General features: G+C 41.3%; 17 protein-coding genes. 11 read left to right on the forward strand and 6 right to left on the reverse strand.

The features are described from left to right. Positions 1-490: 490 nt before the first annotated feature. A complete protein-coding gene (locus L6494_RS25245) occupies positions 491-727 on the reverse strand; it encodes a Calvin cycle protein CP12 (RefSeq protein WP_237990467.1) in 237 nt (78 codons plus the stop codon). Between the two features lie 453 nt (positions 728-1,180). Between L6494_RS25245 and L6494_RS25250 the strand changes: the two genes are divergently transcribed. Then, positions 1,181-2,416, forward strand: a complete 1,236-nt coding sequence (locus L6494_RS25250) for an FIST signal transduction protein (RefSeq protein WP_237990468.1) — start codon at positions 1,181-1,183, stop codon at positions 2,414-2,416. A gap of 119 nt (positions 2,417-2,535) precedes the next feature. Here L6494_RS25250 and L6494_RS25255 read toward each other — a convergent pair whose 3' ends face one another. Beyond that, positions 2,536-3,654 (reverse strand): metallophosphoesterase family protein, encoded by a 1,119-nt coding sequence (locus tag L6494_RS25255; protein ID WP_237990469.1) that lies wholly within the window; start codon positions 3,652-3,654, stop codon positions 2,536-2,538. 204 nt (positions 3,655-3,858) lie between these two features. Here L6494_RS25255 and trmB point away from each other — a divergent pair, with 204 nt between their 5' ends. Continuing rightward, the gene (trmB, locus tag L6494_RS25260; RefSeq protein WP_237990470.1) at positions 3,859-4,506 is read left to right on the forward strand and encodes a tRNA (guanosine(46)-N7)-methyltransferase TrmB; all 648 of its coding nucleotides are present in this window, start codon (positions 3,859-3,861) and stop codon (positions 4,504-4,506) included. Positions 4,507-4,565: 59 nt separating this feature from the next. On the opposite strand, the gene L6494_RS25265 is transcribed toward trmB, so the two are convergent. Continuing rightward, entirely contained in the window at positions 4,566-5,780 is a 1,215-nt protein-coding gene (locus L6494_RS25265; RefSeq protein ID WP_237990472.1) for a TPR domain-containing glycosyltransferase, read from the reverse strand. A gap of 356 nt (positions 5,781-6,136) precedes the next feature. Between L6494_RS25265 and L6494_RS25270 the strand changes: the two genes are divergently transcribed. From L6494_RS25270 to L6494_RS25310, 9 genes are all read left to right on the forward strand, one after another. Further along, complete coding sequence (locus tag L6494_RS25270) at positions 6,137-6,841, forward strand: cyclase family protein (protein WP_237990473.1); 705 nt, start codon at positions 6,137-6,139, stop codon at positions 6,839-6,841. A gap of 162 nt (positions 6,842-7,003) precedes the next feature. Further along, the gene (locus L6494_RS25275) at positions 7,004-8,500 is read left to right on the forward strand and encodes an aldehyde dehydrogenase family protein (RefSeq protein WP_237990474.1); all 1,497 of its coding nucleotides are present in this window, start codon (positions 7,004-7,006) and stop codon (positions 8,498-8,500) included. A gap of 283 nt (positions 8,501-8,783) precedes the next feature. Beyond that, a complete protein-coding gene (locus tag L6494_RS25280; RefSeq protein ID WP_237990475.1) occupies positions 8,784-9,026 on the forward strand; it encodes a hypothetical protein in 243 nt (80 codons plus the stop codon). A gap of 70 nt (positions 9,027-9,096) precedes the next feature. After that, the gene (locus tag L6494_RS25285) at positions 9,097-9,492 is read left to right on the forward strand and encodes a hypothetical protein (protein WP_237990476.1); all 396 of its coding nucleotides are present in this window, start codon (positions 9,097-9,099) and stop codon (positions 9,490-9,492) included. Positions 9,493-9,746: 254 nt separating this feature from the next. After that, positions 9,747-12,371, forward strand: a complete 2,625-nt coding sequence (gene acnB / locus L6494_RS25290; protein WP_237990477.1) for a bifunctional aconitate hydratase 2/2-methylisocitrate dehydratase — start codon at positions 9,747-9,749, stop codon at positions 12,369-12,371. A gap of 112 nt (positions 12,372-12,483) precedes the next feature. After that, positions 12,484-13,131: a nucleotide-binding protein gene (locus L6494_RS25295; protein WP_237990478.1), complete on the forward strand. Its 648-nt coding sequence runs from the start codon at positions 12,484-12,486 to the stop codon at positions 13,129-13,131. Positions 13,132-13,142: 11 nt separating this feature from the next. Beyond that, positions 13,143-13,595, forward strand: a complete 453-nt coding sequence (locus tag L6494_RS25300; protein WP_237990480.1) for a hypothetical protein — start codon at positions 13,143-13,145, stop codon at positions 13,593-13,595. 17 nt (positions 13,596-13,612) lie between these two features. Then, the gene (locus L6494_RS25305) at positions 13,613-14,080 is read left to right on the forward strand and encodes a restriction endonuclease (protein WP_237990481.1); all 468 of its coding nucleotides are present in this window, start codon (positions 13,613-13,615) and stop codon (positions 14,078-14,080) included. A gap of 397 nt (positions 14,081-14,477) precedes the next feature. Next, entirely contained in the window at positions 14,478-15,710 is a 1,233-nt protein-coding gene (locus L6494_RS25310; protein ID WP_237990483.1) for a molybdopterin molybdotransferase MoeA, read from the forward strand. Positions 15,711-15,768: 58 nt separating this feature from the next. Here the strand turns inward: L6494_RS25310 and L6494_RS25315 are convergent, their stop codons facing one another. From L6494_RS25315 to lexA, 3 genes are all read right to left on the reverse strand, one after another. Beyond that, on the reverse strand, positions 15,769-19,881 hold the full coding sequence (locus L6494_RS25315; RefSeq protein ID WP_237990484.1) for a PAS domain S-box protein: 4,113 nt from the start codon (positions 19,879-19,881) through the stop codon (positions 15,769-15,771). 265 nt (positions 19,882-20,146) lie between these two features. After that, a complete protein-coding gene (locus L6494_RS25320; RefSeq protein ID WP_237990486.1) occupies positions 20,147-21,625 on the reverse strand; it encodes a DNA phosphorothioation system restriction enzyme in 1,479 nt (492 codons plus the stop codon). Positions 21,626-21,740: 115 nt separating this feature from the next. Then, positions 21,741-22,346 carry a transcriptional repressor LexA gene (lexA, locus tag L6494_RS25325; RefSeq protein WP_237990488.1) on the reverse strand — a complete coding sequence of 202 codons (606 nt, stop codon included), beginning with the start codon at positions 22,344-22,346 and terminating at the stop codon, positions 21,741-21,743. Positions 22,347-22,471: the final 125 nt, after the last annotated feature.

A 22,471-nucleotide genomic window follows, 5' to 3' on the forward strand; every position in this document is an offset into this window, starting at 1 on the left:
ATAATCGGCAATGGGGCATTGGGTATTGGGCAATTCAATGAGTGGATTTTGGATTGGGGATTTTGAATTGAGATTTAATCTAAACAGGACTTAGGCAAGTGTCACAATCGATGGTTGGTGCGTGACGCTATAAGTCTGATGACTACGTTCCAATACTTTCGCAGCGTCACACACCCTACATAAAAAATATGCCAGTTGTGTAAGTCCTACTAAAATCCAAAATTTAAAATCTAAAATTTCCCTACTTCCCTGCTTCTTGCTATCTGTTAGTCTTCACTCCTCATGTTCAAAAAACCTGATATAGAAAAAACAAGCAACTCACAGAGTATGAGATTGACACTCCCCCGACTGCAAAAATTTGCTTTATTTTTGCTCCGCAATGTCACCGCTAACGGCAAGCTACGCGAACCCTATCGCTCATTTTCGCAAAAAGTCGTGTCTACAACTTCTGGTTGCTTGTCTCTCAGGTCAAAAATGCCAGACTTAATGCTTATTCGTCATAAAGTCTGCACTCAGCTGCATCTGGGTTGTCATCGCAGTACTGTTCTAGAGAATTTTTCTTTTTGTCTTGACGTTGGTGGGAAGCTTCAGCTTGTAATTCTTCCACTGCATCCCAAGCGGCAGCACACTCGGCCGAGCTACCACCTGAAATATCACAAACAGCACGAGCTTGTTCTACTTCTTCTTGAATTTGATCTTGAATATCTTTGGCTTGAGTATCAGTCATTGTTTTCGTCTCGTTGCGTGATGTTAGTACCAGTATAGAAAAGTTCCAAAAATTGCTATTTTTGTGTTCTATCGATCACCATTGTACCCAATTAACTGATGCAGCTAATTTTGTAGCTATGATGTATCGATAACAATTACAACAATCTGTGAAATATATACCAGATTCCCATTTATCTTTTAAGATTTTATAGATCGGAACTACAAAAATCCAACAATACACTATTATTTAAGTGAATGTAAGCAGACATATTACACCCAAAAAACTGGGTGGATTAGCCCCGCAGTCAAGATAAAAACTTCTCTTCCCCAGTCCCCAGTCCCCAGTCCCCAGTTATTTAATTTTGAATTTTGAATTTTGAATTGATTTGTCCCCACTCGCCAACCTCTATTCTCAATCTAGGATAAAAAACTAACAACCACTGGCCACAAAAGAAACAACAGCCCAAAACACATGGCAGATCAAATGCAATGGGCAAACGCCCTATCAACTCGTCCTTCCCTAGAAGCAGCTATAGCAGATGTGGTAGAACAGACTGTCTCATCGTTAACAGCACCTGCGGATTTAGGGTTAGTGTTCATTTCGTCTGCTTTTGCTAGTGAATATTCTAGGGTTTTACCTTTGTTGGCAGAAAAATTGTCTGTACCTGTCCTAATTGGTTGTAGCGGGGGCGGTGTAATAGGTACTACCCTTGGTGGACAAACCCAAGAATTAGAAGCAGAAGCGGCTTTGAGCTTAACTTTAGCTCACCTACCAGGGGTAAATTTGCAAGTCTTTCATGTGATGGCTGAAGATTTACCTGATTTAGATAGTTCTCCAGATGCTTGGGTAAACTTGATTGGTGTACCGTCATCACCAACACCCCAGTTTATTTTGCTGTCTAGTGCGTTTTCTTCGGGGGTTAACGATTTATTACAGGGATTAGATTTTGCTTATCCTGGTTCAGTGATTCTGGGTGGACAAGCGAGTGCTGGGGGTTTTGCTGGTCGTCTGGCGTTGTTTGCTAATGATACCTCTGGTGAAATTAACCAAAGCTTATACCGTGAAGGGACAGTGGGTTTAGCGTTAAGTGGCAACATTGTTTTAGAAACGATTGTGGCACAAGGATGTAAACCGATCGGTAAGCCACTGCAAGTCACTAAAGCTGAACGTAATATTATTTTGGAAATAGATGAGCAAGTACCTTTGATGGTACTGCGAGATTTAATTTCTAGCCTGAGTGAACATGAACGCGCCTTGGCGCAGCATTCGCTGTTTGTTGGTGTGGCGATGGATGAATTTAAACTGTCTTTACAGCCGGGTGATTTTTTAATTCGCACTATTTTAGGGGTAGATCCATCTGGAGGTGCGATCGCAATTGGTGATCTTGTCCGTCCTGGTCAACGCCTACAATTCCACCTGCGGGATGCTCACGCCTCTGCCGAAGATTTAGAATTCCTCTTAGAGCGATATCAACAACAATCAAGATTAGATCATGCTGCTGTTGGTGCTTTAATGTTTGCCTGTGTAGGCCGTGGTGAAGGATTGTACGGCAAACCAAATTTTGATTCTGAATTATTTCGGCGTTATGTTCCAGATATCCCCATCGGTGGCTTTTTCTGTGGTGGAGAGATTGGCCCTATTGGTGGTAGAACTTTTCTACATGGTTACACCTCAGTCTTTGGGATTTGCCGACAAAGTGAGTTGTGAGTGCTGTTAGCGGTAGCGCAGCGTTGATCTGGTGCTGTTAGCGGTAGCGGGGCGTTACGAATTACGAATTACGAATTACGAATTATAGAGACGCGATGAATCGCGTCTCTACTCAAAACTCAAAATCCAGCACTTTTTTCTAACAATAAGGTACTGTTATTATCAATAAAACTGGGCGTACCAGTGTGAGCGATCGCGCTGTAGGTCTGAATGTAATGGCGCACTTTTTGGGGAAAATGGGGATAATCTAACAAAGCATCGCCATCGGCAATAGTTGCCCAAAAATCACGCAAACTGGGAGCTAGTTCTTGTGCCTGGTTTATGGGTAAATTTAATGGTGGTAGGCTAAGTAATTTAACTAAGAAAGGAAAAGAGCGATCGCCCATCCATTGCTTTGATAAATGCTGCAAGTTAGGGAAATCAGGTACTGACTCTACACGATGAGACAGAATTTGTAGCCATTGTTTTCCTAGTTGGTCTTGATGAAACTCTAAAACTCGATAAGGATGAGGATAACTAACTAAAGAACCAGTCGTAATATCATATACACCCTCATCACAAGCAACATCTTGAACGTGTAAATGACCCGTAAATACTAGTCTGACTCCATAGCGTCGCAGTAGGTGCAATAATTCCGGGGCATTTGCCAACATATAACGATTTGCCATAGGATGGCGCGATTGATGGGGTAAATGCTCAACTACGTTGTGATGCACCATAACTAACACCAGTTCATCTACTGCGGCGGCTAGTACCTCTTCTAACCATCTCAGTTGTTGAGGATCTAAACGTCCTACTTGCTCACCCTGTTCATTAAAACAGTTAGAATTTAAACCAATTAACCGCACCCCCGGTAACAATTGCTGTGTGTAATAAAGTTGATTGGTATTTCTATAGCCAAACTTGCGATAATAAGTGGGAAAATCAGCACAGGCAATTGATTGCTGATTAGCCATCAACACAGGAACGTCGTGATTACCAGGTACAACATAGGCAGGAAAAGGTAATTTAGATAACCTTTCTTGCAACCAAATATGATTTTCTGGTTCACCGTGTTGTGTTAAATCTCCTGGCAGTAGAATAAAATCTAAATCAAGTTCTTTTAAATGTTCTATCGCACTTTCAAAAGCAGAAATACTCACTTCCACTAGATGAAACCGACTAGGATGATCCCAGATGGTGTGAGGAAGAGCGATGTGTAAGTCGCTAACTACGGCAAAGCGAAAATTTAGCACCATTGATTTCAAACTATTATTAAAAACGGTAGTTAAAGGCACACTTTTTTAAAAAGTATAACCTCATCCTTTGTCAAGCTGCGTAGGATTGCTTATACTTAACATTTGTACACTTGAGGAATGGGGAAGCAGGGGAGGAAAAAACGAATGAATGTTCAATACCCAATTGACTAATTACTAATGACTAAATTATCAGGAGTATAAATTTTGCCATTTATCCGCGTCCGTCAACACGTTAATCCCCTAGCGAAGAAGTATCAACAAGCAGTAAATCCCGTAGAGTGGGAAAAAATTTATGCTAATTTACACCAGCCGCTACATTTAGATATTGGCTGTGCTAGAGGAAGATTTGTGTTACAAATGGCGCAGATAGAACCACATTTGAATTTTCTTGGTTTAGAAATTCGTGAACCCTTAGTCATAGAAGCTAATAAGTTGTGTTCTGAACTAGGTTTAACAAATCTGCATTATTTGTTTTGTAATGCGAACAACTCATTAAAGGTGTTGTTATCTTCTCTACCTCCAGGTATTTTACAGCGAGTTACTATTCAATTTCCCGATCCTTGGTTTAAAACTCGTCACGCTAAACGCCGTGTAGTACAACCAGAATTGGTAGCAGACTTAGCTAATTATTTGCCAGTTGGGGGAGTCGTATTCCTGCAATCAGATATGGAATTTATCGCAGTAGAAATGCGTGATCGCTTTGCAGAAAATCCGCATTTTCAACGCATCGGTACAGGTGAATGGCTAGCAGAAAACCCCCTATCAGTGCCAACGGAAAGAGAACTTTCAACACAAAACAGAGGTGAACCCGTGTATCGGGCTTTATTTGAAAGAGTTTCCCCTGATTGCTGAGTCATATAGCAGTTGAAAGCCTTTTGTTGTCTCCCCAATCCCCAATCCCCAATCCCCAATTAAATCAACCCCATTTCTCGCAACCCTTGACGGAGTTTATTTGCTTCTGGGGGGTTATTTTGCTCATGTAGGAGAATGGCATTTTTAAAAGCGGTGACACTAGCTTGCACATTGCCCACTTTTAACTGCACTACCCCTAAATTTTGATACGCTTCTGCATATTGGGGTTTGAAACGAATTGCCTTTTGGTAAGCTGCGATCGCATCAGTAAACATCCCCAAAGCTTTGAATATCATCCCCAGATTGTAGTACCCAATAGCAAAGTTGGGGTCAATCGTTAATGCTGTTTCGTAAGCCTTTTTTGCACCATTGATATCCCCGGCTTCCTTGAGTAAGTTACCGAGATTATTGTATGCGCCTAACTTCAGTATGGGATAAATAGGTAACTTAATCGCCGCTTGGTAATGAGAAATCGCTTGTTGAGGATTGTTTAAGCGATTAGAAGCAATACCTAAATGGTAATAGAGTTCATACAAAATTTCGTAATTTTCCTCATACTTGATATCCTGACGAATTCTTTGCGCCGAGTTGAGACCCCGTTTTAATAACTCTATCCCTTGGTTAATTTTGCCAGTTTCCACATATAAAGCCCCCAATTTGCTGCAAACATAGGGGTCATGGGGGTGAGTTGCCAAAAAGCCTTCCATCGTAGCTTGGGCTTTAGCGTGTTTGTCATTTTGAGCGATCGCGCTTTTTTGATAACCTGAGTGCAGAATCGCCACCCCTGGTAAATAACCGATTTCCCAATTCGGGTCTTTTTGCAGGATAGTTGAGACACTATCATCAATTAAGGCATGATAGGGACGGTCAAAACAGATATCTGGATGGTTGCGAAACAGACGAGACACCAGAGAATAGGGAGATTGTTCTGCATCGACTTCATGACGTACAAGATTAATTAGCAAATATTCATCTTGTGCGATCGCATCCTTCATCTGTGGCACAATTGCTGGTGTCAAAGTCTCATCCGCATCCAAAACTAAAACCCAATCACCAGTGACATACTTTAAAGCCGCATTACGAGCTGCACTAAAGTCATTACACCAAGCAAAATAATGCACCTTCGCACCAAATTCTTGAGCAATTTCCGGGGTGCGATCAATAGAACCTGTATCCACCACTACCATTTCATCTACAATATTTTTAACGCTGCTCAAGCATTTAGGCAATGCTGTTGCTTCGTTTTTCACAATCATACACAGGCTAATAGTCATAAGATAATTGTTATATTATTTACTTAGAAATACAGGTGATAGGTGACAGGAAAGCAGAGGAATGAGGAAGAGTGTTTTTTGCATATGTTGCTAGTGCGTAGCCACTAAAAACATAAATACTTTTAATCAAACATTTGCGATACTCCCTCACCTCCAAAAATGTATTTTACATTTGAGAAAGCAAGCAGAGTCCTTTTATTCAGAATTGGTTAAGCATCACAAATTAGATTAGTGTAAAAATCAAGATTAATGAGTCAGTAAGTAATTTATTTTAGGAGAAATGGTAAATTTAATGCTGAGTCAGACAATGGGTGGACGCTACCAAATTTTCACTCAGTTAGGTGTAGGGGGCAAGTTTGAATACGATTACTTTCTCACGCGTTATTCACTTAAGCCATGTGATTGACACCAATATTCCCCAATGGCCAGGCGACCCCCCTGTAGAATTTACTCCTGTCGCCGAACTCCAAGATGATGGCTATTATCTGCGGTGTTTCTCCTTGGGTGAGCATAGTGGCACTCATATCAATGCTCCTAACAGTTTTTATCAAGCTGGTGTGGGTATTGACCAATACTCTGCTCAGTCTTTAATTTTACCTGCCGTTGTGATAGATATCTGTGCAGTGGCAGCTATAAATCCTGATTATGTTCTGACTGTTGCCGATGTTCTCGCTTGGGAGGGAGAACACGGTGAGATTCCCGTTGCTAATATGGTACTACTGCATACAGGTTGGCAAGCTAAATGGTTTGATAAGACTGCTTTTCTCAATCAGGACTTGCAAGGAATTATGCACTTTCCCGGTTTTAGCCGGGATGCTACTGAGTTCCTAGTGAACAAGCGGCAAATTGCTGGGGTAGGCATTGATACGCATGGTGTAGACTCTGGACAGGATCATAGTTTTACTACTAACCGTCTAGTCTTGGCACAGCAAGGTATTGTGTTAGAAAATCTCACTAATTTAGAGCAACTACCGCCTACAGGGACTACCTTAGCTATTGGTGTGATGAGGTTACGGCGTGGTTCTGGTTCTCCTGTGGGAGTGTTGGCATTAGTGCCTTAATTTTTGTATCTGTCTTGACTGTCTGCCTGCAATTTTCTCTAGTAAACGATAACCTGTAATTCGTAATTCGTAATACTCGCAAAGCGAGAAGCAAGCTACGTAATTCGTAATTAAGAAAATTAGATTTTATTTTGTCTTATTTGAGAATATTGGTATACGTACATGATAACTCCGCTAAAGAGCCAAAATTATATTAATGGTCAGTGGTTGGATGCTACAGGCGAAAATATCCTGGCTAGTCACAACCCTGCTAAGAAAACTGAAGTTGTGGCTACTTTCCCCCGTTCTCAATCTGAGGATGTAGACCTTGCAGTAGCCGCCGCTAGGCAAGCTTACCGATGTTGGCGACAAGTTCCAGCCCCAGCTAGGGCAGAATATATCTTTCGCGTCGGGGTATTATTGGGTGAGCATAAGGAAGAATTGGCACAGTTAATTAGTCGGGAAATGGGTAAACCATTAACTGAGGCTAGGGGTGATGTGCAGGAAGGGATTGACTGTGCTTTTTACACGGCTGGGGAAGGACGGCGACTGTTTGGACAAACGACACCTTCGGAAATGCCCAACAAGTTTGCTATGACGGTGAGGATGCCGATTGGAGTTTGTGCTTTAATTACTCCCTGGAATTTCCCAATGGCGATTCCTTGCTGGAAAGCAATGCCGGCTTTGGTGTGTGGTAATACGGTAATTCTCAAACCTGCTGAAGATACCCCCGCCTGTGCTACTAAATTAATTGAAATTTTCGCCGCCGCAGGTTTACCGCCAGGAGTGATTAACTTGGTACATGGGGTAGGTGAAGAAGTTGGGAAAGCTTTAGTTGAACATCCAGAGATTGATTTAGTTTCGTTTACTGGTTCGTCAGAAACTGGTGCGTATGTGGGCGCGACTTGCGGACGGACTCACAAACGGGTCTGTTTAGAAATGGGTGGTAAAAATGCCCAAGTGGTGATGGAAGATGCAGATTTAGAACTGGCCCTAGAAGGTGCAGTATGGGGCGCATTTGGCACAACTGGTCAACGGTGTACAGCTACCAGTCGTTTGATTTTGCATCGTGATATTAAAGAAAAGTTTACGAGGATGCTATGTGAACGTGCTGGTAAGTTACGCTTGGGTGCTGGTAATGACCCTGATACAGATATCGGGCCGATAATTAACCATAGACAACTGCAACGGGTCAATGAGTATATGAAAGTTGCCCGTGAGGAAGGGGCAGAAATATTAATTGGTGGGGAAATTGCCACGGAAGGGGAGTTAAAACAGGGTTACTTTTTTCAACCTACAGTTTTAGATAAGGTTACACCAGAGATGCGGGTGGCTCGTGAAGAGATATTTGGCCCTGTGGTGGCATTAATTGAGGTGAGTACGTTCGAGGAAGCGATCGCTATTCTGAATGATACCAAATATGGTCTGTCTTCCTCAGTTTATACCCGTGACATCAACCGCGCCTTTGCTGCCATGCGCGATATAGAAGCTGGAATTACTTACATCAACGGCCCTACTATTGGCGCAGAAGTACACTTACCCTTTGGCGGTGTCAAGCAAACAGGTAACGGACATCGGGAAGCAGGAACAACTGCCTTAGATGTTTTCACTGAATGGAAAAGTGTTTATGTTGACTTTTCTGGTAGCTTGCAACGCGCCCAAATAGATAATCGTGATTAAAAAGGGGGATTTAGAGGAAACTCAACTAATTTGATACATCGTTAATCGTCAAGGAAGAGGACAAGGGGCAGGGAGCAGGGAGCAGGGGGGAGAACCCCATAAATAAATTTAGGGGCTTGAAATAAGGACGCATTATTTCTCGTGCTGTGCATCTCGAAATAAATATTTTTATTTTTGGGCATAAATAAATTTAGGGGCTTGAAACCCTTGTGGCAGGGTAATTACAGAATCTTTCCCCCTGCCCCCTGCCCCCTGCTCCCCTGCCTCTTCGGTCAATATTAAAATGTTGACGCTTGAAGTTACAACATTAAGCCTTGAGGTTATAATATTAAGCCTTGAGGTTATAACATTAAGCTTTGAGGTTATAATATTAAGCTTTGAGGTTATAACATTAAGCCTTGAGTTTACAACATTAAGCCTTAAAATTAAAACGATCGCTCTTAACTCTGCACTAAAAAGGCGATGTATTGAGGCAATTCCGGGAAATCACGGACATAAATCAAAAAATTGGCAAAATAAAATGTGAATTTTGCTGAACTAGAATCTAGATTAATTGAGACAAAATAGCTTTATAAAGTTTTGCAACGTGTAAAATTATGGCTAGAAAAAAGCGTAGTTCCCGGATTCTAGAAAAAGCAGAGTTTAGAGTCGCCGGACTGAAAGCAATTGATCCAAATCTCAAGTTTGATGATACTTGCAACTTACAAAACTTGACGCAATTAATCCAGCAGGTTCAAAAAATGCTCGATGATTATAATGCTGAGATAGCAATAGTTGATTCCTCTAAAATCAGGCTAGATGAAATGGAAAAAACCTTAAATCAGATTTCAGATAAAATGCTGATGGGAGTTGGTTTTAAGTATGGTAAAAACAGTAATGAATATGAACTTGCAGGCGGAGTTCGAGATAGTGAACGTATTCGTAAAAGCAGGTTGACACGCTTAAAATCTAATTCTAAAAAAACATCAAATGAAACTGCTATAACTGCCTAGTATAATAGTTTCCAATTGAGTGTAATACATATTATTGTGGGGGCAGGATATATTTTGCCCCTAGCTGTGTAACCAATTGCAATATCTTCAGTGTAAATTTTGCACCAAAACTATACTTTAAGTATAAAATAAAATCTTCATAAGCGATTACCAGTAAGGCTTTTAGACAAAAAATCGAGTAAGCTTTGATAGCTAAGTTTTGTCTAAAAATACTTCATAATTAAGGTAAGAACATACAAAGAGAGAACACAAAAATGTTAGAAAAATATCGTCAACACGTTGCTGAAAGGGCAGCCCTCGGTATTCCGCCCTTACCGTTAGATGCACAGCAAACCACAGAATTGTGTGAATTACTGAAAAATCCGCCCCAGGGTGAAGAAGATACATTATTACATTTATTGCGCGATTGCATACCCCCTGGTGTAGATGCAGCTGCTTATGTGAAAGCTGGATTCTTGACAGGTATTGCTAAAGGCGAAATCAGTAGCCCTTTAATTTCCTCAATTGAAGCAGTAGAATTACTGGGAACAATGGTAGGCGGTTATAATGTGCAGTCTTTAATTGAGTTGTTGCAATTCTCCACTAAAACCTCAGAAGCGGACACACCTTTGGTGATGGGAGGAGAAGGTAAAGAACCCATCGCTGCTTATGCCGCTACCGCCCTCAGCAAAACATTACTAGTGTATGATGCTTTCCATGATGTGTTGGAATTAGCGAAAATCAACCCCTACGCCAAGCAGGTAGTTAATTCCTGGGCAGAAGCAGAGTGGTTTACAGTTCGTCCCCAGCTACCAGAATATATTAACGTCACCGTGTTTAAAGTTCCTGGGGAAACCAACACCGATGATTTATCTCCAGCCACCCACGCCACCACCCGCCCAGATATTCCCCTCCACGCCTTGGCTATGTTAGAGTCACGGCAACCGGGAAGCTTAGAAACCATTATTGAGTTGAAGAAAAAAGGACATCCTGTAGCTTATGTCGGGGATGTAGTGGGTACTGGTTCATCTCGGAAATCAGCGATTAACTCTGTTTTATGGCATATGGGGCAAGATATACCCTATGTTCCCAACAAACGCGCTGGGGGTTATATTTTAGGTAGTGCGATCGCGCCAATCTTTTTCAACACTGCTGAAGATGCCGGTGCTTTGCCTATTCAGTGCGATGTCACCAAACTCGAAACCGGCATGGTAATTACCATCTATCCCTACAAAGGCGAAATTACCAACGAAGACGGCGAAGTCATTTCTACCTTCAGCCTCAAACCAGACACCATCCTCGATGAAGTCCGCGCCGGTGGACGCATCCCCCTACTTATTGGACGTACCCTCACCGACAAAACCCGCCAAGCATTAGGTTTAGAACCCAGCACCGTCTTCATCCGTCCCTACCAACCAGGCGACACAGGGAAAGGCTACACCCTCGCCCAAAAAATGGTCGGTAAAGCTTGCGGTTTACCCGGTGTGCGTCCCGGTACATCCTGCGAACCCATCATGACTACCGTTGGTTCTCAGGATACTACCGGCCCCATGACCCGCGACGAACTGAAAGAACTCGCTTGTCTAGGTTTCAGTGCAGACTTAGTAATGCAGAGTTTCTGTCACACCGCCGCCTATCCCAAACCCGTAGACATCAAAACCCACCACGACTTACCCGATTTCTTCTCTTCCCGTGGTGGTGTCGCCTTGCGTCCCGGTGATGGTATCATCCACTCATGGCTCAACCGGATGCTGTTACCCGACACCGTAGGCACAGGTGGAGACTCTCACACCCGCTTCCCCTTGGGAATATCCTTCCCCGCCGGTTCTGGGTTAGTCGCCTTTGCTGGTGCATTGGGTGTCATGCCTTTAGATATGCCAGAATCAGTATTAGTCAGATTCAAAGGGGAATTGCAACCCGGTATCACCTTAAGAGATATTGTCAACGCCATTCCTTACGTCGCCATGCAACAAGGTTTGCTAACTGTCGAGAAAGAGAACAAGAAAAACATCTTCTCCGGCAAAATCTTGGAAATGGAAGGCTTACCAGATTTGAAAGTAGAACAAGCCTTTGAACTTACAGATGCTTCCGCCGAACGTTCATGTGCAGGCTGCACCATTAAACTAAGTGTAGAAACAGTTTCGGAATATCTGCGTTCTAATATTGCCCTATTCAAAAATATGGTAGCCAGAGGTTATCAAGACGCGCGTACTATCATGCGCCGCGTCGCTAAAATGGAAGAATGGTTAGCAAATCCTGTATTACTAGAAGCCGACGCAGATGCAGAATATGCCGCAATCATTGAAATTGATTTGAACGAAATCAAAGAACCAATTGTAGCTGCACCAAATGACCCCGATAATGTTAAATTATTATCGGAAGTTGCTAATGATCCAGTACAAGAAGTATTTGTTGGTTCTTGTATGACAAATATCGGTCATTATCGGGCAACAGCGAAAGTTTTAGAAGGTGCAGGGGAAGTCAAAACTCGCCTGTGGGTAGCACCACCCACCCGCATGGATGAACACCAGTTAAAAGAAGAAGGCGTATATAGCGTTTTTGGTGCGGCTGGTGCAAGAACAGAAATGCCTGGATGCAGTTTATGTATGGGAAATCAGGCAAGAGTTGCTGATGGCACAACTGTATTTTCTACCTCTACCCGCAACTTCAATAATCGCATGGGTAAAGGTGCAAGAGTGTATTTAGGTTCTGCCGAATTAGCAGCAGTTTGTGCTTTGTTTGGACGCATTCCCACAGTGCAGGAATATCTTGATATTGTGGCGAGTAAGATTCATCCTTTTGCTGAGAATTTATATCGGTATTTGAACTTTGATCAAATTGCCGGTTTTGAGGATGAGGGAAGGGTGATTTCTCAAGAGGAGCAGGCTTTGTTGGTATAGTCTAGATCATGGTGGGTATAATGCCCACCTGCATGATCATCATGGTATTTTATGAATTAATATAATGTAATGTATTACATAAACAACGTATTTTTAATCAGGAAAGTAAAAAGTGATAATTCTTTGCACTCACAATGATGGAGGAGTAGGCAAAACAACTTTAGCTGTTCATACTGCTGGAATTTTTTTGGCACTATCAGAAACAACACTTTTGGTAGACTGTGATGACCAAGCGGATTTTTGGAAATTTTATACGGGAAGAGAACCTATTAAATCTCAAGATGTACATATTGAAGGATACAGAACAATTATATCCAATAAAGAACGTAAACCTATTAAGAGTTTAACTTTAAAAGGATATGATAATGTCGTTTTAGATATTGATAGTCCTTTACAAAATACTGTTCAAGTGATTGTTGGTAACAATCCTGATCTTATATTAGTTCCGGTCAACAAATCTCAAAGAACAAAATCACTAAATAATTTGCCGAGAACACTATCCGTAATTTCTAAACTTTCTAAACCAGGTTTTTTTCCACAAGTAATCATAGTTCCATTAGGTGTTCCAAGAAATTTAGTTACTCAGGTAGTAGATAAAATAAATATTGAAAATAAACCTCAAAATTGTAAAGTAGCCGAGGAAATGCCTGATTTGCAGGAAGAAATGCAACTTGCAATTTATGAAGATAAAAAATACATTTGGGAATATGAAAATTATAGAAATTTACAAAAATACTTTTATAATTTAGTAAAAATATGAAGGAACAGTATATGTCTGCAAGTGTTTCTACAAATCCATCTGATGACTTTATGATTAAACAAGCTATGACTGAAGGTAACTTACAAGCAGTGGAACTTGAATCAGTAAAGAAAATTGCTATTATCTTTACTGATGAACAACTGAAAAAAATTCAAGATATTACTGAAGCATTAGCATTATCTGTGACTGAAGTTCTAGATTCAGCAATTAGCTATGTTTATTTTTATAAAAAAAATCATCAAATAAAAGATATGTTATTGCTTGAACAAGGAAATAAAAACAAACCTGAGCAAATCAAAAATCAAAACAATCATAATGAAATGTATATTCATGCTCATACAAAATATTTGAACTTAACAACAGTAGTGAATCATAAGTTAGAAGAATTAGAAATGAAAGAAAAAATATCAGAATGTGTTTCTGCTGGAATAAATTTGCTTTATGAAAAGCTGATCATTCAATAGCAATCATTAAATAAATAATGAAATATTTAGAAATTAATGCTTTAGTAAGTGGAATTATTTATTCCCATGAAGCCGTAAAACAAGAATTAGGTAGACGTTTTGCTCATTATCTCGGTTTAACACCGGGAAAATTAGGTAGTGATGGCGGAATAGATGGTTATGCAAATATCAATAACAATATAATTTATTTTCAATCTAAGTTATCTCAGAATATACTTGATGCTCCTTATGCAGCAGAATTTATCGGCAATATTGTGATTCATGAAGCTGATATTGGCATAATGTTGGCTGGTGTTGGCTACACAGATGGATTTCGTTCTCGTTTACAGCAGGCTTGTCAAAGTAAGCTACTGAAGATACGGGTAAAAACCCATCTATTAAGTCTTGAAGATGTTTTTGGAGAAACTGAAGTCTTTCAAAAAGCATCTCAAGATTTACCTCAGTTAAGAAAATTGAGCAGTGATGAATGGACTAACTACAGATAGCTGATATTAAAATAGGAAATTTGTAATTGTTCAGAGGTGAGACAATATACTGTATTTGCAACAGCTTAGAATGGTTAAAAGCAAAGAATAAGACTTATTCTTTTATGGTCTATACTTTGTTAAGTAAACTTGCCATCAATGAGCCATGAATAATTGTAGCGAAAATAATATTACCGTAGATATCGCCCCCTCTTTCGCCCAGGGGTTTAGGGGTGTGATACCTACGGTAAGCTACCGCTAACGTATATAAAGAACGCCCAAATCCCAAAGTGCGATCGCGCTAAATTATTAATAAAACTGTTCAGCAAGCCCTATTTACATCTAATGTACAAAATTAGGTGTGTTAGTCCATTTAGGATGGAATGTTGACTAAAATTAATAATTTGAGGCGATCGCTATGTTATCAGTCAGGGATGCAGCAGATATTATTTTTAATTTAGTTCAACCGCTAGATAGCCAACAAGATACAGAGGTTGTAGATTTATTCGCCGCCAATGGTCGCATTTTAGCAACGCCTGTCACCAGTCCCCTCGATTTTCCTCATTGGGATAATTCGGCGATGGATGGCTACGCGGTACGTTATGAAGATGTACAAAATGCTAACGCCGAACAACCAGTAAAGTTAGAAATTATTGCAGAAATTCCCGCAGGCTATCAACCAAAGTTTACCCTACAACCGGGACAAGCTGCGCGAATTTTTACCGGGGCAGTGATTCCCAAGGGTGCGGATACTGTAGTCATGCAAGAGCAGACGCGCCGGGAAGATAACTGCGTTTTGATTCTCACTGCATCCCAACCAGGGGAATTTGTCAGACGCAAAGCTGCTTATTACCAAGCTGGAACACAATTATTACCAGGCGGGATTAGGTTAAATGCGGCGGAAATCGCCGTGTTAGCAGCAGCACAGTGTCCGCAAGTCAGGGTTTACCGTCGTCTTCGTGTAGCAATTTTTTCTACCGGGGATGAATTGGTGACAGTTAATCAACCCTTACAACCAGGACAAATTGTTGATTCCAATCAGTATGCTTTAGCTGCTTTAGTGCGACAAATGGGGGCAGAACCGATATTATTAGGCATTGTTAAGGATAACCCAGCAGCTTTAGAAGCAACTATTCAGCAAGCTATCGCTAACGCCGATATAGTGATTTCTTCTGGTGGTGTTTCTGTGGGGGATTATGACTACGTTGATAAAATTCTGGCTTCATTGGGTGCGATAATTCATATCCGTTCTGTAGCCATGCGCCCAGGAAAACCTCTCACAGTCGCCACTTTCTCCCAGTCCCCTATATATTTCGGTTTACCGGGAAATCCGGCGGCGGTGTTGGTAACTTTCTGGCGATTTGTGCAACCAACAATCCAGAAACTGGGGGGACTGGCTGAGGGTTGGGAAGCAGAATTAGTGAAAGTGCGATCGCATGATGAATTGCGATCGGACGGGAAGCGGGAAACTTATATTTGGGGACGGTTGCGTTTAATTGATGGAATTTATGAATTTCATCAAGCTGGTGGTAGTCATAGTTCTGGGAATTTAATTAATTTAGCTCAAACTAATGCTTTGGCTGTGCTGCCGGTAGGTCAAACATTAATTTCACCGGGGGAAGAAGTGCGAGTTTTACAGATATTAGGATGATTCACTCACCAGGAGCATTCGCCGGAGGGTAGGCGCAGAGAGAAGAGAGATTTATTAACTACTTATGAGAGAAAGTAGTTAATAAATCTCTTGCTGTGTAGGGTTTAGATAAGAAGGCTGTCGCACCTACGAAAAGGGCTTGTTGGCGGTTGGCAGGTAAACCACTGGTGGCAATTATCGTCACTTTGGGGTTGAGGGTTTTCATGGTGCGGATGGTGGTTAATCCGTCCATGTTGGGCATGAGCATATCTAGTAAGACTACGCTGATTTCTTGCTGATGTTGTGCATAAAGCGCGATCGCCTCAATACCGTCATTAGCTACAAGGGTTTTGTAGTTATAATTTTCTAAGGTTTCCTTGGTTGTTTCTTGGACTATTAATTCATCGTCTACTATCAAAATTAACTCGCCGTTACCTCTGGGCAGTTCTCCTTCTATTTTGGACTCGGCTAATGTTCCTTCTCCTATTGGCAAGTACACTTGAAATTGTGTACCTCTGCCTACTTGACTCGATACTTGCACAAAACCACCGTGGTTTTTAACGATACCTAAAACTGTTGCTAGCCCTAGTCCTGTACCTTGATCTATTTCTTTAGTTGTAAAAAATGGCTCAAAAATATGCTCTAATAACTTTGGAGGAATACCTATTCCTGTATCGGAGACTGTCATAACGATGTAGTTTCCCGGATGAGCATCAAGGTACATCCGTGCATAGGTTTCGTCAATTATCCGATTTTCCGCAGAGATAGTCAATATCCCACCATTGGGCATAGCATCACGGGCATTGACTGCCAAATTCATCAATACCTGCTCTAGTTGGGTAGGATCGGCTTTAACCATCCACAGTGTGTTGCTGGGAATATGAGTCTGAATTTCTATAGTTTTGGGAAATGTCTGTGTGATAACTTTAACTAATTCTTTGAGCAGATGTCCAGGTTGTAATAGAATCGGCTTCCCTTCTGTACCACGGGCAAAGGTGAGAATTTGTTTGACTAAGTTAGCTCCACGCTGAGAACTATTTTCTAGTGTTTTGAACAGTTCTTGAGTCCGCGCATCAACATTTTTGCATCTGGAAGGCAGTAATTGAGCAATCATCATGATGGGCGCAAAAACATTGTTGAGGTCGTGAGCAATACCACTTGCGAGCGTTCCTAAACTCTCCAGCCGTTGAGCGCGATAAAATTGTTGCTCTAGTTGTTTTTTCTCTGTAATATCGGTGTTGACTACTAGGATGGATTGGGGGTTTCCAAATTCATCGCGTACCAGTGTCCACCGACTCGCAACGATAATTTTTTTCCCGGTTTTGGTGATTTGCTCCAACTCCCCTCGCCAAGAACCTTCCTCAATTGTTTCTTGCATACCTATTGCAAGTTGTGATGATAATCCTTTACAAAATAACTCATCAGCTTTCTTACCCAAGCTTTCCTCTGTTGTCCAACCGTATAAGTTTTCAGCACCTCGACTCCAAAATAGAATACGTTTTTCTAAATCTCGAACAAAAATAGCATCGGTAGCGATATCAATTAAAGCTGCTTGCTCTCGGATTTTTTGTTCTGCCTGTTTGCGCTCAGTTATGTCAGTGGAAATACCGCAAATGGCATAGGGTTGACCAACACTATCACAAAGGGGGAACTTGATGGTGAGGTAAGTGTGCAGCCCATCATCAAGCTGAATGTCTTCCTCAAACTCCCAAGAGGTTACAGAATTTAGGACTTTTTGATCGTTTCTGGTCAAGGCTTCCGCAAGGTTAGGAGAGAAGATTTCAGCGTTAGTGCTATTTTTAACTTCCTCTCGTGTCAGGTGCATAATTCTTTCAAATTCTGAGTTAACTAGAATATGCTGCCCTTGAAGATCCTTGAGATAGATGATAGCAGGACAGTTATCGATAATTCCCTGAAGTCTTTGCTCACTTTCTCTTAGAGCTATCTCAGCATATTTGCGATCGGTAATATCATGATGCGCCCCAATCATACGCACTGGCTGACCAGTTTCATCGTAGAATACTTTGCCTTTGCCATTAGCCCAGTGTACTGTACCATCAGCCCAAACTACCCGAAACTCAATATCGCAGATAGCTTGCTCATCAATAGCCCGTGTCAATGACTGCTCTACGAATTCACGGTCTTCTGGATGGACGAAATTAAAAAATGATTCCAACTTACCGTCATGTGTATAGGGATTGACATCAAATAAAGGGAACATACTCTCAGACCAGATCACCTCATTAGTTTTGAGATTCCAGTCCCAAATACCTGTGCTGCTAGCTGAGAGTGCAATTTGCAGCCGTTGCTCGCTTTCTCTCAAAGCAACCTCAGCATATTTACGCTCTGTAATGTCCATATTCACCCCAATCATTTGGAATGGCTGACCAGTTTGATCGTAGAATACTGTTCCTTTGCATAATGACCAGCCAACTGTACCATCAGGGGCAATAAACCGGAACTCTATATCATGGGGTACTTGCTGGTCAATTGCTCGCAAAACTGACTGATGCAGCCGTTCACGGTCTTCAGGATGGACAATTAAATTTAAAAAATTTTCATAGTTAACATCAAATGTATCGGGAGTTTTACCAAATAAAGAGAACAGATTCTCAGACCAGATTATCTGATTAGTTTTGAGATTCCAGTCCCAAATACCAATATTTCCAGCCCAGAGTGCGAGTTGTAGCCATTGTTCGCTTTGTCTGAGAACTATCTGAGTCTTTTTCTGTTCTTCAATGTCCCGCGCAAATCCCCAAGCCAATTCTTGTCCTTGTAATTTTAAGTAATTGGCGTTGATTTCTAAAGTAATTAGCTCGCCATCCCTACTGCGAAGCTGGCTCTCAAAAACTATAGAGCCTTGCTGCTTCAGCCTTTGCCAAAAATCAGCCCAAATTGCAGGTGTACACATATCCACATGAACATCATACACTGACATCGACAATAATTCGGCACGAGAATACTTTAGGGCATGACATATAGTATCGTTGACATAGATATATCGACCATTGGAATCAATATAGGCGACTACATCTATTGCCCGATCAAGGCAAAATTGGTTTAACTGTAATGCTGTTTGTAGTTGTTTGCGCTCTGCAATTTCCCTTTGTAAGCGTGTGTTCGCCTGTACCAGTTCAGCTGTCCGTTCTGCTACTCGCAACTCTAATTCGGCTTGGGCTTGCTGGAGTGACGTTTCTAGCTGTTGGCGTTGTATTACCTCTTGCTGTAACTTTTGGTTGGCTTCTTTCAATTGCGCCGTCTGTTCTTGTACTTGTTCTTGTAAGACTTGCATGACTCCTAGTATTTGTGAGGGGTCAAAAATTTGTAGTAAATTTGTTTGCGTTACGAGTCCTTGGAGTTCTCCTTGCTCCCCTACTACCACGACTCGCCGCACCCCTTGCGCCTGCATCAACTGCTGCACAGTCCACAATGACGCAGTTGGACTAACGCTGTATACAGGCTGACTCATCACCGCTTCCGCCGGAGTTTGGGCGATATCTAGCCCCTGCAACTGAAAATTTACAATATCTCGCTCAGTCACTATCCCCACGGGCAATAGAGGGTTGCTTTTTTCCCTCTGGCTCTGTTTTGCTACAATAACTACACAACTGATATGGCGATCGCCTACGGTGGGCGGAACGCCAACGCTCATGAGTTGGGCTAATTCCCACACCGATGCAGTTGGTGGCGCATGAACTACTGTAGTTACCATCACTTCCGCCACAGTGAGAAATTTCAACAAGTGTGCTGGCTCAACCACCTGACGAATCCTATCTTCGGTAATCAGCCCGATTAATTCTCCCTTTCCATCTACTACAGGTAAGTGACGAATCTGATGCTGACGCATGAATAATAAAGCAGTCAGGGCATTTTGACTTTCAGCAAGTGTCAGGCTAATCACTGGCTTTGTCATCACCTCAGCAATTCTTACCCCAGATAAATTTCTCCCTGAAGCAGTAAAATATCCTACATCTCGTAGCGTAAATATTCCTACTAACCTCGTTCCCTCTACAATCAAAACACAACTGTCTTGCTGGGGCAATATTGCATCAGATAAACTACCATCAACACTTATTACCCGATTCATTAAAGCAATCACATCTTTGAGCAGGGTATATGGTGTTACAGTCCAAGGAGAATATTGAATTACTAGGTCTAGAGTAGGCGAATCCATAGCATACGGTGAATTCATTCTTCAGCCGCCTGTTAAATAAAGGCTTAAATTTGCAAAGGAGTTATCTTAAAAGTCTCAATAGTAAAACAGAAGCTGGAAAATAAGAGCATTTCACCACATAGGCGATAGTTTCCATTTCTATGCAAATAAAATTGTGATGTTATTTTGACTATGCTATTAAAGTCACATTTTGTAATATAGTCTTGGTCATAGAGGTTTTCTTATTCATGATATAAGTTTTTACAATAACTTCTTAGCGATCGCCACTATGAATAATTTTTTATCAAAACTCTAACAGGTCATACCGCTTTTGTAAATCAAGTAGCTTGATTCTAGCTTCACCCGCATTATCAGCTAAATCAGCAAACTCCACAAACCTACGTAACTCTTTTCTTAACAGATTGCGTTCTACTTCTATGGTTTCCCGATCTAAATCTGGTGGCAAAACAATCATATCAAATATAGTAGCTCGTTGCTTATTGGGGTGAGGGCGTAAAACTCTGCCTCGTCTTTGAATGAACTGGCGGGGATTACCAGAACTTGATAAAATCACCGCCGTTTGAATAGCGGGAATATCAACTCCTTCATCTAAACAGCGAATTGCAACTAAACCTTGTAATTCACCATTTTCAAATTGATTTCGTAAAATTTCTCTTTCTGTTAAAGGTGTGTGGGCTGTATAGGTACTGACTTTATAACCTAATTCTACCCCTAAAATTTTAGCAACAGCTTTGAGTTGTCGCAAAGATGAACGCTGTCCTGTTTCTAGAGAACCATCACTACAATAAAACAATGTATGGCTAGTTTCCCGGCGAGTTGCCATTAAATCCCGCAGGGCATTTAATTTATTGGTGGCTGCACCAATTAATCTCGCCCTTTGCATTAATAATGGTTTTAAATCTTCATTATCTTCAAAGTTGGATGATTGCCCATTTTCTCGTTCGCGGTAGAGTAGAGACCTACCGATTTTTTTCGTTAGTTTTAAATAGGCAATACTTTCAGCTTCAGTTAATTCTACAAGTATGGGATAATACAAATAATGAACCAAAGCCCCTTGAGAGATGGCATCTCTTAAAGTGAACTCTGGCTGCAAAACTGTCCCAAAATAATCAAATAAAGATTGCGTACCATCATCATCAAAATATCTTTCTGGTGTAGCAGATAATCCCAGTCTCAAACCGACACTTCTAGGTAAACTTTCTTCTAATTTAGGTGCGCCTAAATTGTGTGCTTCATCACCAATAATTAAAGTTTTGACCGGAAAATACTTGAGTTGTGATTGAAAACCATCACCAATTAATGTGGAGTTAGTAGTAATCACCGTGACAAAGCTTTGAGAACTAGAACGCAGATTGTAGAGTTGGGTAGAAAGTTGACTTTGCCAATTGCGGACATTCTCAAAAGCTAAAATTGGTTGTAAATTAAACTTTTCGCATTCTCGCGCCCATTGGGTGACAAGATGGCGATAGGGACACACCACCAATAACACCTGCAAGTTAATTTGTTTGTACAATTCACAAGCTACAGCCAGTGCAGTGATAGTTTTACCACTACCAGTAGCCATTTTTAGTGTACCTCTGCCGTTATTGGCAAACCAGTTAGTAATAGCTTGTTGCTGATACTGGCGCAATTGCAGAGATGCTGGCATTTTAGGGCATCCTGGTAATGGTTGAGTTTGGTAACTCCCCCCACCTTCCTTAACAAAGGGTAATTTCAGGCGGAAAGAGGGTAGTTGCTGCACTGGATTTAGCGTCAGGTACATAACAATTCAAAATTCAAAATTCAAAATTCAAAATTCAAGAAATCTTGCAGATTTGGCATGAGGTATTGGCAAGAGACAAGGTAGAAATGCTTTCTTGTCCCAGTCCCTACTCTATTCAGACGTAACCGCGCCAAACGCCGACAAGAGAACCTTGTACCTGTACTTGCATAGCGGAGACTTCGATGGGGTTGTATTTGGGGTTGGCGGGTTTGAGGGTGACGCGATCGCCACTTCGATAAAAACGTTTTAATGTAGTACCGTAGCCATCAACTCTGGCTGCAACAATTGTGCCATTTTTTAAATGTTCAGGTTCGGGAACTGGACGCAGAAAGACTAAATCGCCATCACTAATTAAATCTTCAATCATGCTATCCCCAGCTACCCTTAAAGCATAGGTTTGGGGTGGTAAGGTAAAATTAGAAAAATCGATATGGTCTACAGCATCAGTAAAAGGTTCTATTAAACCACCAGCCGCAATTGTTCCTAAAACCGGCACACCTTGCTTGATAGATTGTAAAACCCTAATAGTTCGAGCTTTGCCTTCAGTCCATTCTATGTAGCCTTTGTTGCGTAAATGTTCTAGCCGACTTTGAATTGGTGCTGGCGATTTTAAATTCATCGCTTGCATCATTTGCCGAATCGAAGGAGAATGCTGGTGAGTTCGGATATATTCTGCCAGCCATTCATAAAGTTCTTGTTGCGCTGCTGTTAGCCTTTCCATAAAATATGAGGGAGGTAAATATAAAAGTCCCTAGAACATTAGTACTATAAAATATCATTAATCACAAGATAAAAATAAAAATAAGTAGTTGAGAAAAGAAATAGGGGAGAGGGGACAGGTGATAG

It is taken from the genome of Nostoc sp. UHCC 0870, from assembly GCF_022063185.1.
In the GTDB taxonomy this organism is placed as follows: domain Bacteria; phylum Cyanobacteriota; class Cyanobacteriia; order Cyanobacteriales; family Nostocaceae; genus Trichormus.

What these genes read in the sequence shown, in the direction of transcription:
- L6494_RS25245 (WP_237990467.1), bottom strand. Translation starts at nt 727, where the DNA reads ATGACTGATACTCAAGCCAAAGATATTCAAGATCAAATTCAAGAAGAA.
- L6494_RS25250 (WP_237990468.1), top strand. Translation starts at nt 1,181, where the DNA reads ATGGCAGATCAAATGCAATGGGCAAACGCCCTATCAACTCGTCCTTCC.
- L6494_RS25255 (WP_237990469.1), bottom strand. Translation starts at nt 3,654, where the DNA reads ATGGTGCTAAATTTTCGCTTTGCCGTAGTTAGCGACTTACACATCGCT.
- L6494_RS25265 (WP_237990472.1), bottom strand. Translation starts at nt 5,780, where the DNA reads ATGACTATTAGCCTGTGTATGATTGTGAAAAACGAAGCAACAGCATTG.
- L6494_RS25275 (WP_237990474.1), top strand. Translation starts at nt 7,004, where the DNA reads ATGATAACTCCGCTAAAGAGCCAAAATTATATTAATGGTCAGTGGTTG.
- L6494_RS25280 (WP_237990475.1), top strand. Translation starts at nt 8,784, where the DNA reads ATGTTGACGCTTGAAGTTACAACATTAAGCCTTGAGGTTATAATATTA.
- L6494_RS25285 (WP_237990476.1), top strand. Translation starts at nt 9,097, where the DNA reads ATGGCTAGAAAAAAGCGTAGTTCCCGGATTCTAGAAAAAGCAGAGTTT.
- acnB (WP_237990477.1), top strand. Translation starts at nt 9,747, where the DNA reads ATGTTAGAAAAATATCGTCAACACGTTGCTGAAAGGGCAGCCCTCGGT.
- L6494_RS25300 (WP_237990480.1), top strand. Translation starts at nt 13,143, where the DNA reads ATGTCTGCAAGTGTTTCTACAAATCCATCTGATGACTTTATGATTAAA.
- L6494_RS25305 (WP_237990481.1), top strand. Translation starts at nt 13,613, where the DNA reads ATGAAATATTTAGAAATTAATGCTTTAGTAAGTGGAATTATTTATTCC.
- L6494_RS25310 (WP_237990483.1), top strand. Translation starts at nt 14,478, where the DNA reads ATGTTATCAGTCAGGGATGCAGCAGATATTATTTTTAATTTAGTTCAA.
- L6494_RS25315 (WP_237990484.1), bottom strand. Translation starts at nt 19,881, where the DNA reads ATGAATTCACCGTATGCTATGGATTCGCCTACTCTAGACCTAGTAATT.
- L6494_RS25320 (WP_237990486.1), bottom strand. Translation starts at nt 21,625, where the DNA reads ATGTACCTGACGCTAAATCCAGTGCAGCAACTACCCTCTTTCCGCCTG.
- lexA (WP_237990488.1), bottom strand. Translation starts at nt 22,346, where the DNA reads ATGGAAAGGCTAACAGCAGCGCAACAAGAACTTTATGAATGGCTGGCA.